Raw genomic sequence first — 14,607 nt, 5'->3', positions numbered from 1 at the left:
CGAATTACTCCGCCGCTTGAAGGTTGAGACTGGTATAGTGCTGTTCGGCCCTGCCGGTCGCCGCCACGACATCGATGTCGAGGATCAGCGCGACCCGGCCGTCGCCGAGAATGGTGGCCGCCGCGACGCCCGGAACATGCCCGTAATTGGCTTCCAGGCTCTTGATGACGACCTGACGCTGCCCCTGGATCGCGTCGAGAAGGAGCGCGGAGCGCATGCCGTTCTCGGTTTCCACCAGAATGGCGACGCCCGATTCCGCGTCCGTCGGTTCTTCGCGGTAGCCGAGGCGCGCCGCGACATCGACAAGCGGCAGAAACTTGTCGCGCACCGCGATGACGCGCTGGCCGCGACCAAAGCCCCGCACCTCGCCGGGCTTGGGCTTCAGCGTCTCGATGATCGCGGTCAACGGGACCACCAGCGTGTGTTCGCCGGCGGTGACGATCATGCCGTCGAGAACGGCCAGCGTCAGCGGCAGGCTCATGGTGAAGACCGAGCCTTCGCCGGGACGCGACGAGATCGACACGCGCCCGCCGAGCGCCTGGACCGAGCGCTTCACGACATCCATGCCGACGCCGCGACCGGAGAGTTCCGACACCTTGTCCTTCGTGGAGAAGCCCGGAAGGAAGATGAGGTTGTCGGTTTCCTCGTCGGTCAGGTTGGCATCGGCCGGGATGAGGTTCTTCGTCACGGCGATGTTGCGCACCACCGCGCGGTTGATGCCGGCGCCGTCGTCGGAAATCTCGATCACGATGCGGCCCGAACGGTGCATGGCCGCGACGCGCACCGTGCCTTCCTCGTGCTTGCCGACGTCGCGACGCTTTTCCGGGCTTTCGATGCCGTGGTCGATGGCATTGCGGATCATGTGCGTCAGCGGATCGGACAAGCGCTCGATCACGGTCTTGTCGACTTCGGTCCACTCGCCTTCGGTCACGAGGCGAACCTGCTTGCCGGTGACGTCGGCGACTTCACGCACGAGGCGCGGCAGCTTCTGGAACACCGATTTCACCGGCTGCGCGCGGATCGCCATGACGCTGTCCTGGATCTCGCGCGTCAGTTGCTCCAGCTCGTCCATGCCGACCGCGACTTCCGAGGCGCGGGGCAATCCGGCCTGGGCGACGCGCTGGGACAGCATGACCTGATGGATCACGAGTTCGCCGACCAAGTTGATCAGGCGATCGACGCGGTCGAGATCGACGCGGATGGTGGCCGGCGGCGGCGCACCCGCCCCGCCTTTGGCGTCGCCGCCATCGGCCGCGGCCTTGGCCCGCGAGGCCGGCTCGGCGGCCGGCGAAACCTCCGCGCGCGGTTCGGAAACGGCGGCGACGGGCATCGGCACGACGTTGTCGAATTCGACCGGCATGGCGGCTGCCGCTTCGGCCGGCTCGTCGATGTCCTCGATCCCGGCGCTCGGGGAGTCGGACTGGATCTGCATCAAAAGCGCGGCGAGAGCGGCGTCGATGTCGCCAGCATCGCCGGCGGCATCGTCCTCGACGCGCTCGACGGTGAGGTCGCAATCCCATTCCACGAATTCGAAGATCTCGCGGATCGCGGCTTCGGGGGCCTGCGTCGTCAGGTTGATCGTCCAGGTAAGGCAGGCGCCTTCCGGCTGAAGATCGGCGAGCGCGGGAAGTTCGCTCGCATCGCATGTCACCATGCCGCTGCCGAGCGCCAGACATTCGCGGATGAGGCGCGAGGTCTCGTTGGCCTTCTCGTAGAGTTCGGCGCGCGGCTTGAAGGTGACGCGGAAGCGGTTATCCGCGCTGAAATCCATCATGTCGGACAGATCGACGGTGACCGGCGTGAAGTCGAGGCCTTCCATGCCGTCGTCGTTCACGACATCGGCGGAGGCCTTCGCCGCTACGCCGCCGGAGGCGGCACCATGGCCGCCGCCGACGAAGGCCGCGAGTTCCTCGGACACGATCGCCGTGCGGGCGGCGTCCGCTTCACCGCCGTCGCGGGCGGCCAGAACCAGATCGGCCAGAACGTCGGCGGAGCGAAGCAGCACCTTAACGATGTCGGGCGACGCCGCGAGCCGGTTGGAGCGCAGCTCGTCCAGCGTCGTTTCGAAGATATGGGCGAACTGCACCAGCTCGTTCAGATTGAACGCGCCCGCGCCGCCCTTGATGGAATGAACCGCCCGGAAGACGGCATTCACCGTATCGGAGTTCGCGGACCCGTTCTCGATGGCGAGAAGGCCGGACTCCAGTTCGGCAAGCCCATCCGCGCATTCCTCGAAGAATGTCTGCCGGATTTCTGCCATCGCGTCCATGACGGTGTTCCTTGGCGTCACGCCGGGTTAGCGGCTCGGGTCGACCGGCGTTCCGATCGCCGGTATCGTCCCTGAAAATGGTTCATTGTTCGTTGGCATGCGCGACCGGAGATCACTCGCCGGTCGAAGAAGTTTCAGGCGGCGACGCGGTTGATGGCGTCGACGAGCTTCACGGGGTCGAAGGGCTTGACGATCCAGCCGGTGGCGCCGGCGCGGCGGGCGCGGGCCTTCTTTTCCGCGTCGCTTTCGGTGGTCAGAACCAGGATCGGGATGGCGCGGCGTTCGCCGTCGGCGCGAACGTGCTCGATGAATTCCAGCCCGTCCATGCGCGGCATGTTCACATCGGTGACGATCACGTCCGGCTCGCAGCCTTCCAGGACTTCGAGGCCGTGAACGCCGTCCTCGGCCTGGATCACGTTGAAGCCGGCAGAGCTCAGCGCCTGCATCAGCATCTGCCGCATGGTGCGCGAATCGTCGACGGTCAGAATGGTCTTGGTCATCGTGCGGCCTCCTTGGCCATAAGCGAGTCGACGGTGAAGCCGAGAAGAGCGAGACCTTCTTCGAAGGCCCTGGACGGCGCGCCGATGGCGAGCGTCTTTCCGTCTTCGCGCCAGGCGAAAACGGTCGCCAGAAGGATCTGCAGGCACTGGCCGCCAAGGCGCTGCACTTGCGAGGCGTCCAGCGTCAGCGCCTTGCCGCGCGCCGCAAGGATGGACTGGTGCAGCGGCGCGGCCGCCTTGATGTCGAGGATCGCCGGCAGGTCCACCACGGCGGCGGCGCGGCTTGAAGGCTTGCGAGGCGGCATCAGAACTCTTCCCAGCTTTCGGCGGCGTATCGGGATGTCGGGCGGGCGGCCGTTCCGCTCCGGCCCACATGGCGGATTTCAACGACGGTCTCGCTCGAGCGAGCCGCCTCGTTCGGCCGGCGCGGCGCCGGCATGCGGGCACTGCGCGGGCCCGGCATCTCACTGGTGGCGGTGCCGCCCGTGCGAAAGCTGGAGACGAGCCGGGCGAGTTCGCGCGTGTCTTGCGCGAGGTCGCGGGCGGCGCTGGTGGTGCGCTCCACGCTCGCGACATTGTGCTGCGCGACCTTGTCCATGCGTTCAGTGGCGACCGTCACTTCGCGAAGGCCCGCCGCCTGCTCGGTCGAGGACTGCGCGATCCGCGACACGACATCCGCCATGTCGCCGACCTGTCCGACGATCTCCGACAAGGAGCGGCCCGACGCGGTGACGAGTTCGACGCCCCGGCCGACCTGCGCCGTGGAGACCGAGATCAGGTCCTTGATTTCCTTGGCGGCCTTGGTGGAACGCTGCGCCAGCCCCCTCACCTCGTGCGCCACCACCGCGAAACCGCGGCCGGCATCGCCCGCCCGCGCCGCTTCCACACCGGCATTGAGAGCGAGAAGGTTGGTCTGGAAGGCGATCTCGTCGATGACGCCGATGATCCGGCCGATCCTGGTCGAGGAGGTTTCGATCTCCGTCATCGCGGACACGGCGCGCGACACGATCTCGCCGCCCTTTCGCGCATTGTCAGCGGCGGTGACGGCGGTCAGCCGCGCTTCGCCGGCGCTGCGGGCAGCGGCATCGACGCCGCGCGCGGCCTCCGACAAGGCCTGCGTCGCGTCCTGAAGCCCCTCGGCCTGGACCCCTGCATGCCGCATCAGGTCCTCGGACGCCGAATCGATGTCCTCCAGCCCTTGGCGAATGCCACGCACGACGCGCGCCATGGCCTCGACCGCATCCTCCACGGAGCCGATCCCGGCATTGAACTTCGCGGCGACCGGGTCGAAGTCGGCGTGGCCCGCTTGCGTCATCCGGACCGTCAGATCGCCGGCGGCGAGCCGGTCGAAGGCGTCCTCCGCCGCCGCCGCGAATGCGCGCGCATCCTCGGCCCGCGCGTCGGAAAGAGCGGCCTGTGCCTTGAGTTCGGCATCGTCGCGACCGCGCCGGGCGGCGGCATCCTGCGCTTCACCGCGCCGCCGCTCCAGCAAGGCAAGGCGCAGGCTCTCGGCCGCACGGGCGATCGCGCCGAACTCGTCGCCGCGCGCCGCAGCCGCGATCTTCGCCTCGTCGCGCCCTTCGGCCAAGCTTTCCAGCGCGCGGCTCAAAGCACCCACGGGCTTCGACACGCCGAGAACCAGCATCGTTCCAAGGCCAAGCGCCGCGACGCAGAGCGTGCCGAAGCCGAGCGCCAGAACGAAATCGGCCCGCGCTTCGATCTGCGACCACGCATCCGGCGAACCGGCAGCGCCGAGTTCCGCCTCGATATCGCCGAGAAGCCGCAGCACCGGCTCGAAACCCTTGGCGGCCTCGCCGGACTTCATCATGAACAGGGCGTCGGCATATGTCGCCTCGTTCGAGGCCGCCGCAATAGTGGGCTGCGCGACGCTCTCGTTCCAGTTCTTCAACGCGGCCTTGGCGTCCGCCGAGCGGATCGCGACGGCCGCGTTGCCGGCGGCAAGGCGCCCGACCGTATCGAGCGCCGCGTCGAAGACGCGCTCCTTTTCCGCGATCGACGCCGCGAAAGGGGCGTCCTGCGTGACAAGGAAGCCGCGCATGGCGCTTTGGGCGTCGAGAGCCGCGATCCGCGCATCGGTGACGGCGGCGAGCACGGCGGCATGAACGCCGTCCCGCTCGAAAGCCGACCCGGCGCGCAGATATTCCTGGCGCATTGCGAAACCCGTGCTTCCCGCCCCGACCAGCAGGAAGGCGAATGCGAGGCCGATCTTCCTCGAAAGCTTGAGATCGGACGCTCGCATCAACAGCCTTCTTCTATCCGCCCGGCGGTTCCATTCCCTGTCCTCCAGCGCCGCGAACCGGCGTGGCGAGGACCTTTTCATCCGGCTCAGAAGCTACATGGTTCATTGCTAAGGAACGGTTAAACCGCCGGCCGACCGGCTTAACGCGCACCGGATTCGCAAGCCTCGTCGGGGGCCTGTCCTGCCAGGGCGGTGCGCGACGGGAGGAGGCTCGAACACCAACGCGCCGGCCACCGGGAACGCCGATCAAGCCCGCGCCGTTAGCAAGGCTCGTGAGCCTTCACGACTGAAAAACGGGGCGGCGCCGTGCATTCATCCACTCTGGCCATCACCGCCGCTTTATGCTGCGGTGCCGCGATGGCAGGCTGCACTTCCATCTCGCCGACCACCGGCATCGCCGCCGGCCCGAACACGTTCCCGCGCGGCACGGCGGCATTCTGCGAACGCTACGCCGAACAAACCTACGACAGCACCTTCCAGATCCAGAAAATAGCCTCCTCGGATGCCTGGGCCGGACAACAGGCCAAGGTCAGCGCGCAGAATGCCTATCGAAGGTGCTTGCAGGGAAAAACGAACTGATCGCGCGGTCGCTTCGAAAGCGGAGCCGCGAGCGCACGTGCCGGAAAAAGGATCAATGCGGGATGGCGGAGAAGAAGGGATTCGAACCCTCGATACGGTTACCCGTATACGCCCTTAGCAGGGGCGCTTACTGCAAAAATATCTGTATGCTAAAATCAAGCAATTACAATAGGTTGACCATCAAGTCAGTCAAACCACAAACAGGTACTTTGCAAATTCCTTGTAGGCTACAGGAGCCGAACCCGCGACAATCATCTCTCGATCTGAATTGCGGTAGACGATCGCGTTGGTGCCGGATATCACCTGCCTATGCAGGTCCGCGTCTACGAATGCACCAGCAAGAGCCGGCGGCAAGCTGCCGAGATCGGGCTGACCGACTTGGTGCGATACATCCGGCGTGAGGCTGGCGAGGATCAGGTGACGAAACTTCGCGCTGACCTCGAGGGGACCGGAAGAGCGCGCATCAATGGCGAGTTCGTCTGGTTCGAATACGAGCGGGTGGATTAATCTCCCGACCCCATAGCTACCGAGGCGCAATGAACTCGAGCACAGCCGCGCGGAACTCTCCGCGGAACAGCGAGGAGGCCTGAGGCGCCCTCGGTAGGATATAGAACGGCACCTCGACGGTTCGGCGGATCGGCCACATCCACTGCAGCAGATTGCAGCGGTCTTCGATGATGGCTTGATAGACGGCGGGCCCCGGCGCGGCAGCGATCGACACGCGGAAGGGACGCACATAGGTGTCGGCTTTCCCCTCCACCCGATAATTCGTCGACGAGTTGGACTGAGGCACGAACTCGAAAGCCCTTCCCGTCGAGTCAATCACGCTGACCGTCGTTCGCCGCGAGCAGACCCGATACCGCTGGTAAACGTAATGGACCTCTCCCAGGCCGCCAGCTTCGATCTTGTCCGGCATCACCTTGACGGAGATCGTCTCGGTTGGCGGATCGCGATCGGCAGACCAGACCCCAGCGACGGCAGCGCAGCATCCGAGGAAAGCCGCGAGGAAGACCGCGAGAAGGCGCATCACTTCGGCGCTCCATTCTGGAAGAGGTGGACCAGCTTCATCACCTGATCGGCCATGAGGTTGAAGGCGACGAAGGTGCCGACGAGACCGAGGAAGAGCCAGCGAACGAACCATCCCGTGGTGCGAACCGACTTCGTGAGCTTGAGGCTCTGGAAGAAGACTTCGCGCTCCTCCTTGTCGAGTTGCGAGAGGGTGCGCATCGTCTCGACTTCGTCCGGACGCAGAGATGTCAGAAACTTCAGGGTCTCGGGCGAGATCGCGAGGAGCTGCTTCAGCGCCTTCTCGTCCTCCTCGTCACTCGCATAAAGGTGAGCGTCCCGTGGCGAGATCGGGAAGCGGTTTCTTCCCCCTCGCTCGTCGTCGTCATCTGCCACGCTTTGCACTCCGATGTCGGCCTAGCGGCCCTGCCCTTCGACAGCCTCTGCCGCCGCAGCCAATGCTTCATGTCGATCGCGGCAGGTGCCCAAAGCCTGCCGGTCCCTGCCCCATAAGCGCGCGACCTCTTCCGAAGTCAGATCGCGGGCTGGAATGTCGGTCGCCTCATCGCACGGGAGCTTGAGCGCCTGCGGCAGTTGAGCCAGGCGCGGCGCCACCATGACCGATCGCTCGGAGGCGGTCTGACACGCTGCGAGAAATGGCAGGACGGCAAGAGCAAGGAGCGCCGGGAGAAGGCGTCGGGATTGGTGTCGCATTATCGGCCCTTTCGGCCGCCAGGGCCTGTTCCAGTCCGTTGAGGTCGTTCCGCCGGGCTTGCTCGCGCTGGTGATAGTCGCGCTCGACGGTCGCGATTTCAGCCTGCGCGGAGCGGCGATCTTCATCCGCCTTTGCTTCGGCCTTCCGGCGCTGTTCCTCGTGAAGGATGCGCTCTTCCGAGATGCCGGCGACCTTGCCCGCCTCGTAGCCGGCGCTGCGTCCTGCCTCGCGCGCGGGCGGCACCATGACGAACCAGCCGATGGCCAAGCCAACGAGGAGGCCAAGTCCGAGCTTCCAGAGTTTCAGGAGGACGGTCATGCGCCAAGGCCTCGAAGGCAAAGCGCTCGCTCGCTGATAAGCCCTGGAAGGCCGTTCATCCGGCGGTTGGCGAGACCTTTCACGACCTTGCCGCCAGCGAAAACCCAACGGCTGAGTTCCATGCAGGCACCTCGGATATCGCCGGCCTTCACCTTTCGGATCAGCCCCGACTTGCAGGCTGCTCCGGTCCCGGTGTTGTAAGCCCAGTCGTTGATGGCGATGTAACTATCCGCTGGCACGTCCCAAAGCTGGGGGGCGCACTGGATCATGCGGGCTTCGTGCTCGAGGATCTGTCGGCGAAGACGAGCGGCGCATCCTTCGCGCGTTTCGACGTCGCCCTTTTTCACGTTGTAGGTGTCACCGTTGCAGATCGTCCAAACGGGCGGGCTCGCGATGGTGTCGAGGTAGGCGACGTAGCTCGTCCCCTCCCAAGCCCCAGTATAGGCAGTCGCTGCCGCCAACATTGCAGCGCCAACAGCACCGCCGGCAAGATACCGACTCTTGCCTCTTGGGTTATTACGAATTAAGGTCACACCTACTCCTTTCGGTGATAGGTTGAAGAATGGCTGAGTGGAAGGAAGTTGAGACGCGCGGTTACACGCTGCTCGTCAGCGATTGCGGAGAGGTTTGCTTGCCCGAGAAGCGAACAACCTATTCTTACACACGATTAGGCAGGGCTGAGACCAAGACCGCCGTTTTCAAAAAGCGCACTTTGAAGCCGTCCATGATGAACATGGGATACTTCGAAGTTGGTTTTCAGCATCAGCGGAAGACGTACAAATTTCTCGTTCATCGCTTAGTCGCGATGGCGTTCGTCGCCGGGTATGAGGAAGGCCTGACTGTCAATCACATCAACGGCGACAAGACCGACAATCGGCCTGAAAACCTCGAATGGGTGAGCAAAGGACGCAACACCGAACATGCTTGGGATAGTGGTTTCATACCGTTGGTGGGTGAGGAGCACCCAGGTGCAAAGCTCACAGAGGTACGGGTCCGCACCATTCGGAAGCTGCTAGACCAGGGGGTTTCAGCAAATTCTCTTGCGATCGTTGCTGGCGTTTCGCCGAGTCTAATTGATGGAATTCGGCATCGTAGGAAGTGGGCTCATGTCAGTGACTGATGGAACTCACTGGCATGGCGTGATCCCCTTCTGCGGGACGAGGCGCGCGACGATGCCGCCCATGGCGAAGGCAAGGGTGACGATGCCGAACGCTTGGTCGCTGATCGGCAGGGACTCGCGGAACCACGGCAAGGCGACATCAACGGCCTGCACCAGGATGGCGATGGCCCATAGGCGGATTGACCAGGCGTGCGCGAGGACGCGCCGCCAGTCGGGGCGAAGCTGCATTGGAGGCCTCACAAGAAAAAGCCCGGCGCGATGGCCGGGCTGTGGATGGGGTGTGGATGGGGTCGTGGATTACGCCACGACCGGCATGAACTCGGACAGCATGTCCATCGCGCCGCGATGCACGGTTGAGGTCCGATCCATCGGCAGCGGCGAAAACACCTTCTGTGCGCCGGTGACCGGATCATTCGGCTTCGGCCACCACGGGCCTGCTCCCCAGTATGCGGCGCCGTCCCATACGTCGCGGTTGTCGACGAAGAAGCGATGCAGGCGCCGGCCTTCGTTGACGAAGACAGGCTCCTCGCTTTTCACAGCATACTCGCCGGCATAGAGCTTGTAACCGAACTGACGCGCGTGATTCGTCGCGTCCTGCGCGACCGCCGCGTAGCTGTAGGTTGTGCCGTTGTAGGTGAACGTCGCCGGGCTGTCGGCGAAATCGACGATGACCGGGTTCTCTTCCTTGCCGGGATGGCTGGAAGCGATGTTGGCGCCGCCGTTGCGCGTGTCAGCGTCGATATAGGGATGCAGTTCGGAGATCGGCTTCGCTCCGGTCGAATCCACCAAGCGAAGGAACTCGGTCGCGCTCGAGGAAGTCTGACCGGTGAACACCTTCGTGTAGGCGTCCGGCGACGCGTAGTGGTTGGCGTTCAGCTGGAAGACGTGCAGCGGGTTGGTGTCCACCGTCCGCACGGCGTCCATGTAGACTTGGTACAGGTTGTAGAGGCCGACCGTCGATGGCGCGTTGGCTTTGCCGGTCGGCTCGTTCATCGGGGTGTAGCGGACCCGCGTATAGTCCTTAAAGAACGTCGCGATCCGCTTTGCGCGCTCGGCTAAAAGCGTGCGGTCGGCGGCCGTGTCCTGATAGAATTTGTCCGCGTCGTGGTCGCTGGCTGTCGTGGAGCCGGGATCGGCCTTGAACGACTTGTAGCCGTAGTTGTGATCATCGACGACGATCGTCATGCCGCGCGCCTCAGCCGCGTCGCAGGCGATCTTCAGCTGCGCGTGGTCATAGACGCGCACTGTGTCGAGCGTCGGGTCCATCGACGGGTCGACGTTCCACAGGTGGTGATAGCGGAACGGGATGCGGATGAGGTTGGCAGCACGATCCGCGACATAGTCGATGTCGACCTTCTTCGGCCAAACATACCACTGACCATTGCCGCGCAACGCCTGACCGCTGACCGGGTCGCGCTCCGGCGTCGCGACGTTCTTGTATTCGGAGAAGTCGTCCTTGGGGTCGGTGGTGGAGAAATCGCCGCCCGCCATATTGAAGCCGACGTTCGGCAGCGGCTGGACAGTCGCACCTTCGATCGCCTCAGTCTTGCCGCTGGAGATCAGCGCTCCTTCCGCCATGAGCTGCAGGATGCCCTTCAGGGGCGTCACGCCATCCGTATCGACCCAGCCGTTCCAGAGCTTATCGAAGGCCCAGGGCTGAGTGCCGATGCTCGTCTTCCGAAGCTCCATCACGCCGTCCGGGTTCGGCGTCAGATAATCGGCGCCGCCAAGATCGTGCCAGAAGGCATCGGCCATCTGCCCCGTGTTGGCAACGCGCTGAAGCCAGCGGAGTGCAGCGCGGATGTTTGCAGCGTCACTGCTCGCCCAATTGAACGACCGTCGCGGCGCGATCGTCGGCATCACGAACCCGTCCCAAGCGCCGAACTCTGCCGGGTTGATGCTCGTGATGAGTCGCATGCCGGTCTTGCGCAACGCGGACAGCACGCCGGTGTTGAAGTCGCCGCCGGGCAAGATCATGTGGAACATCGAAGACTTGCAAGCGCGTCCGTTCGGCAGAGTTCTCGTCGAGATGTCGACGCCGGTCGCCGGCATCACTGTGTCGGTCGGCGTTGCGGCAACGGAACCGCTCGACGTGTAGTAGTTCTTGACCGTCGCCCCCTTGCCCTCGGCATAGGCGCGGCACCCCTCGACTTCGGCAACGATTGCCGCCTCGGCCGCAGCCGCTTTCACGGCATCGGTGCCCGAGGTGTCCGCATAGATTTTGTTGTAGAGGGTGTGGAGGCCGACGAGCGGATGGTTGACCGTGTGATTGATTACCTCGGCCCCGAGGTCCGCCCGCAGCGTGACGGTGACGCCAGTTGCCGAGCCGGCGACGACGACGCGCAGCAACGACCAGACAGGAATGTTCAGCCTCGTCGTTCCGGCCGCCGTAACCGTCGCCAGATCGCTCCAGGTGCCGTCGTCGTTGCGCTTCTGCAGCGTGACGCTGTTCGATGCGCTGAGGCCGGTGCCCGCCACTGTGAGCGTCGACATGCCGCCGATGGTATAGTCGCGGTCCTTCGGCTGATAGGCGGCGAAAGTGTTCTCGACGATCTCATAGGTGATGACTGGGGCACCGACGATGACGTGGCGCAGCGGCTGGCGCGGTTGGATCTGACCGGCCGCCACCGACGTCGCCGCGGCGGCCGTTGTGCCGGTGACCGACGTAATCGACACCATGTCGGTCCACGAGCCATCCGTCTCCTGCTTTTGCAGCTTGACGTAATTGTTTGCGTCGAACCCGGTGCCGCCGACCTTGAAGCTCACATTCGCGGCGGTCGCCGGATCAGTTTCGACCTGCGCATAGGTGCCGGCGCCGACGCTCTCGCACAGCTTGTTGTAGCCGCAGAGCTGCTGCAGGCGCAGCGCCTTCAAGAGCGGGGTCGATGCGTTGTTCTTGTCGAGGTTACCGGCGAACAGGGACTTGTAGGGCGGTCGCAGGCCGTTCGTAACGCAGCGACGCACCAGATCGGCGAAGGCCGCGAAAGCATCGTCCATGCCGAGCATGAGCGGACCCGGTACCTTCTTCACGCGCCGGAAGTTGTCGAACGACACCGACCATCCGTTTGTACCGCCCGCGCCGCCAGCGACAAAGACAACCTTCTTGACCGGGCCCGTGAAGGCGTCCGGCAAGCTGGAAGAGTTGGCGGTCATGTCGCGACCGGTGAAGGTGAAAGGCTGCACGCCGCGGCGGATATCGCCGATTGTCGAGACGTTGATCCAAGGACCGTTGCCGCTCGCGCCGACGAAGCGCACCGAGATGTTGGATGGGCTGTCCACGCCCTTGTTGTTGAAGTCGACGGTGTAGATTTCGTCGAGCCCCCACGCCAAATCCTCGTCAAGCGTCCGCGTTGCAGCGAGCGTCTGGTTGGCAGCTGCGGCGGGCTGCGCGATGTTCAGCGACTGTCGGCCGCTCGTGTTCCAAAGCGTATCAGGGGTGAACTTCGCCTCCGCGCCGCTGGTATAGGCCCACCCGGCCGTCGTCGCGAGGTTCTCGAAGTCGACGACGGTCTTCGACTCGCGCGGCGTTTTGAAGGTGATGGGCGTGTCGATCGTCGAGCCATCGGTGGCCGTGTCGCGGAAGATGCGGGTGAAGTAGCCAGCACGATGACTGCGCGTGCCCTTTGCGACATTCGCGCCGCTGACAGAAAGAAGGGAGGTCACGGTCGGCAGGGATAGGATCGAACCGGAACGAAGGCCGGACACCGCATCGATGGCCGTGCCCGAGGCGGACGAGGCCAAGACCGTGCGGTTCGTCATCGTCAGCGCGCCGCTCGCAGCCGCGGCTACGGTGACGGCCAGAGCAAGCTGCCGCCCGGCGCTCGTCGTCACGGTTAGGTTGATGGTCCCGGCAGCCGTGGTCGGCGTAGCGCTCGCCACAACACGGTTGCCCGAAGCGATCACAAAGCGCGTGTCGTTCACGCCGGTCACCGTCTCGTTCGCGCCCGCATCAAGGCCCGAGACCGTGGCGACCACCGTTCCTGCCGCCGCCCCGAGAACCATGTTGGCTGTCGTGGGTGCCAGCGTGCCTTCCAGCACGTTGCTGACGTTCACGGTGCCGGTGAAGTTGAGGGTGAGAAGCCCGTTCGTCGCCGCGACGCTGAAGGTGTGCGAGGTCTTCGTCTCGTAGTCGAGCACCGCCGCCAGCGTGACGTTGCCGTTGCTCGCGACCGAGAACTTGCCGTCCGGATCGGCCGTCTTGGTGAAAGACCAGAGCCCGATCGGATTGAGGATGGACAAGGCAGCCACCGTTGAGCCGACCGACGCGGACTCCAACAGCGTCACGTCCGGAAAGGTGATCGACGGCTTGATGCCGATGATGCCGGTGCTGATGAGAGGCGCGATGAGGCCGGCGTTGAACGGGCGCGTCAGGCGAGAACCACGAGCCATGCGGGGTATCCTTCAGGCATGAAAAAAGCCCGCTGAAAGCGGGCGATGGTGGACAGGGATGCGGATGCGATCAGCGGCGACGTCGAGCGCGCAGCCAGAACGGAAGGCCGAAGAGGATGACGCCGGCTCCCATGGTCAGTGCCATGGGCCATCCAGCGGCATCGGCAACGCACCGTATAAGCTCCAGATCGGCCGTTAGCTTCGTGGTGGCCATGTCGGCATATGCGAGGTCATGCAGGGAGCAGCATGCGCCCCACGAGCCTTCAATCCAGAATGTGCAGGCGTCGTTCATGCGCCGGTGACTTCGATTTCGATGGCCGTGCCCGCCGGCGCGACCTCATAGGGGCCATCGGTCAGAAGCAGCGTGCCCTTTGAGCGCCTGACGGCGACAGTCGCGGTAGTCGTCGTGGTGGCGGTGACGCGGCCGGTGATCTGCTGCGTTCCGTTCGCACCGCCCCAACCGTCAATGACCTTGCCAAGCGGCGGGGCGGTGAACGGTTTCGCCCAAGTGATGGTGGCGATGCCTGCGGAGCCAACGACCGCGCCGCTATAGCGTTCGATGCGCGGGCCTACGGCGTCTTTGCCCGCCGGACCGGTCTCGCCTTTGGCGCCCGTTGCCCCCGCCGAGCCTATTGCTCCGGCAGGACCAACAGGGCCGACCGGTCCGGCATCGCCCTTCACGCCTTGCGGCCCGGCTTGTCCGGTGGGACCGGTGTCCCCTTTCGGCCCGGGTGCGCCGGCGGCTCCGTCCTTGCCGTTCAGGCCATCCCTGCCTGTCGGACCCTGCGGCCCGACCACCGTTGGCACCAGCGCCAGGATCGCGGCCTTGAGCGCCTTCCACGTTACCGGGAACGCGCGCTGCCTACCCTCGCCTTTGGCCTTGAAGGCCATCAGCGTGTCGTCATCGTTAAGCGGAGAATTGGACATCCGGCACACCCACTGACGGAGATGCAAGAATGTAATCCCGCGCGACCTGCGGGACGCTCATGGCTTCGAAAGCGGCGATGATTGCCGGATAGGCCGGATCAACGCCACCCTCCAACGTCAGGACCTTCAGCATCTCGGCAGGGTTCTGCGCGAGGTAGGCTCCGAAGTCCTCCCACATACCGAGCTTCTCGATACGCTGGCGAAGCATGGGCACCGGGATGAAGGTTGCGAGCTTGGCGATCGCTTCGCGCGCGGCAATTTCGACGGCCTGCGCGGCGTCGTAGTCAGCCTTCGTGATGACCGACAGGATGCCGGGGATGTCCGTCTTGCCGTTTGTGGTGCCGTAGCAGATGTCGAAAAGCGAGTTCTTCGAGCCGATCGGCCATCGGCTTTCGAGAGAGAACCCCCAAGTGACCCCGTTCGGGGCGCGCTGCCCGTTGAGCATCTGTGGCTGCACGTTGGCCGGGACGCCGGTCCCCGCGTCGAGGTAGCAGAAGGTCACATAGCTGGTCATGATCACCTTCC

16 protein-coding genes are annotated in these 14,607 nt (G+C 64.6%); 3 read left to right on the top strand and 13 right to left on the bottom strand.

Going from position 1 to position 14,607, the window contains the following annotated elements; translation table 11 throughout:
• Positions 1-4: 4 nt before the first annotated feature.
• The 4 genes from F9929_RS05430 to F9929_RS05415 all read right to left on the bottom strand — a co-directional run bounded on the left by F9929_RS05430 (position 5) and on the right by F9929_RS05415 (position 5,029).
• The gene (locus F9929_RS05430; RefSeq protein WP_152045525.1) at positions 5-2,269 is read right to left on the bottom strand and encodes a chemotaxis protein CheA; all 2,265 of its coding nucleotides are present in this window, start codon (positions 2,267-2,269) and stop codon (positions 5-7) included.
• Positions 2,270-2,403: 134 nt separating this feature from the next.
• Positions 2,404-2,769 (bottom strand): response regulator, encoded by a 366-nt coding sequence (locus F9929_RS05425; RefSeq protein WP_152045524.1) that lies wholly within the window; start codon positions 2,767-2,769, stop codon positions 2,404-2,406.
• Positions 2,766-3,074, bottom strand: a complete 309-nt coding sequence (locus F9929_RS05420; protein WP_152045523.1) for an STAS domain-containing protein — start codon at positions 3,072-3,074, stop codon at positions 2,766-2,768. The genes F9929_RS05425 and F9929_RS05420 overlap by 4 nt, the downstream gene beginning before the upstream one ends.
• Positions 3,074-5,029: a methyl-accepting chemotaxis protein gene (locus tag F9929_RS05415; protein ID WP_193227622.1), complete on the bottom strand. Its 1,956-nt coding sequence runs from the start codon at positions 5,027-5,029 to the stop codon at positions 3,074-3,076. The genes F9929_RS05420 and F9929_RS05415 overlap by 1 nt, the downstream gene beginning before the upstream one ends.
• A 357-nt stretch (positions 5,030-5,386) precedes the next feature.
• Between F9929_RS05415 and F9929_RS05410 the strand changes: the two genes are divergently transcribed.
• On the top strand, positions 5,387-5,608 hold the full coding sequence (locus F9929_RS05410; protein WP_152045521.1) for a hypothetical protein: 222 nt from the start codon (positions 5,387-5,389) through the stop codon (positions 5,606-5,608).
• A 309-nt stretch (positions 5,609-5,917) separates the two neighbouring features.
• Positions 5,918-6,115: a hypothetical protein gene (locus tag F9929_RS05405; protein WP_152045520.1), complete on the top strand. Its 198-nt coding sequence runs from the start codon at positions 5,918-5,920 to the stop codon at positions 6,113-6,115.
• A 16-nt stretch (positions 6,116-6,131) separates the two neighbouring features.
• Here the strand turns inward: F9929_RS05405 and F9929_RS05400 are convergent, their stop codons facing one another.
• The 4 genes from F9929_RS05400 to F9929_RS05385 all read right to left on the bottom strand — a co-directional run bounded on the left by F9929_RS05400 (position 6,132) and on the right by F9929_RS05385 (position 8,107).
• Complete coding sequence (locus tag F9929_RS05400) at positions 6,132-6,635, bottom strand: hypothetical protein (protein ID WP_152045519.1); 504 nt, start codon at positions 6,633-6,635, stop codon at positions 6,132-6,134.
• Entirely contained in the window at positions 6,635-7,009 is a 375-nt protein-coding gene (locus F9929_RS05395) for a hypothetical protein (protein WP_152045518.1), read from the bottom strand. The genes F9929_RS05400 and F9929_RS05395 overlap by 1 nt, the downstream gene beginning before the upstream one ends.
• Positions 7,010-7,175: 166 nt before the next feature.
• Positions 7,176-7,646 (bottom strand): hypothetical protein, encoded by a 471-nt coding sequence (locus F9929_RS05390; protein ID WP_152045517.1) that lies wholly within the window; start codon positions 7,644-7,646, stop codon positions 7,176-7,178.
• A complete protein-coding gene (locus tag F9929_RS05385; RefSeq protein ID WP_210251308.1) occupies positions 7,643-8,107 on the bottom strand; it encodes a lysozyme in 465 nt (154 codons plus the stop codon). Before F9929_RS05385 ends, F9929_RS05390 begins: the two co-directional genes overlap by 4 nt.
• Positions 8,108-8,208: 101 nt before the next feature.
• On the opposite strand from F9929_RS05385, the gene F9929_RS05380 reads away from it, so the two are divergent.
• Entirely contained in the window at positions 8,209-8,766 is a 558-nt protein-coding gene (locus F9929_RS05380) for an HNH endonuclease (RefSeq protein ID WP_152045515.1), read from the top strand.
• Between the two features lie 6 nt (positions 8,767-8,772).
• On the opposite strand, the gene F9929_RS05375 is transcribed toward F9929_RS05380, so the two are convergent.
• The 5 genes from F9929_RS05375 to F9929_RS05355 all read right to left on the bottom strand — a co-directional run bounded on the left by F9929_RS05375 (position 8,773) and on the right by F9929_RS05355 (position 14,596).
• A complete protein-coding gene (locus F9929_RS05375; RefSeq protein WP_152045514.1) occupies positions 8,773-8,994 on the bottom strand; it encodes a DUF7940 domain-containing protein in 222 nt (73 codons plus the stop codon).
• A gap of 69 nt (positions 8,995-9,063) precedes the next feature.
• Positions 9,064-13,155 (bottom strand): cellulase family glycosylhydrolase, encoded by a 4,092-nt coding sequence (locus F9929_RS05370; protein WP_152045513.1) that lies wholly within the window; start codon positions 13,153-13,155, stop codon positions 9,064-9,066.
• A gap of 70 nt (positions 13,156-13,225) precedes the next feature.
• Positions 13,226-13,447 carry a hypothetical protein gene (locus F9929_RS05365; RefSeq protein WP_152045512.1) on the bottom strand — a complete coding sequence of 74 codons (222 nt, stop codon included), beginning with the start codon at positions 13,445-13,447 and terminating at the stop codon, positions 13,226-13,228.
• Positions 13,444-14,082 (bottom strand): collagen-like domain-containing protein, encoded by a 639-nt coding sequence (locus F9929_RS24645; protein ID WP_268915634.1) that lies wholly within the window; start codon positions 14,080-14,082, stop codon positions 13,444-13,446. The genes F9929_RS05365 and F9929_RS24645 overlap by 4 nt, the downstream gene beginning before the upstream one ends.
• Complete coding sequence (locus F9929_RS05355) at positions 14,063-14,596, bottom strand: hypothetical protein (RefSeq protein ID WP_152045511.1); 534 nt, start codon at positions 14,594-14,596, stop codon at positions 14,063-14,065. The genes F9929_RS24645 and F9929_RS05355 overlap by 20 nt, the downstream gene beginning before the upstream one ends.
• Positions 14,597-14,607: the final 11 nt, after the last annotated feature.

It is taken from the genome of Aureimonas psammosilenae, assembly GCF_009176975.1.
GTDB lineage: Bacteria > Pseudomonadota > Alphaproteobacteria > Rhizobiales > Rhizobiaceae > Plantimonas > Plantimonas psammosilenae.
The sequence above is the reverse complement of the archived record's forward strand: the minus strand, read 5'-3'. Positions and strand labels throughout refer to the sequence as shown.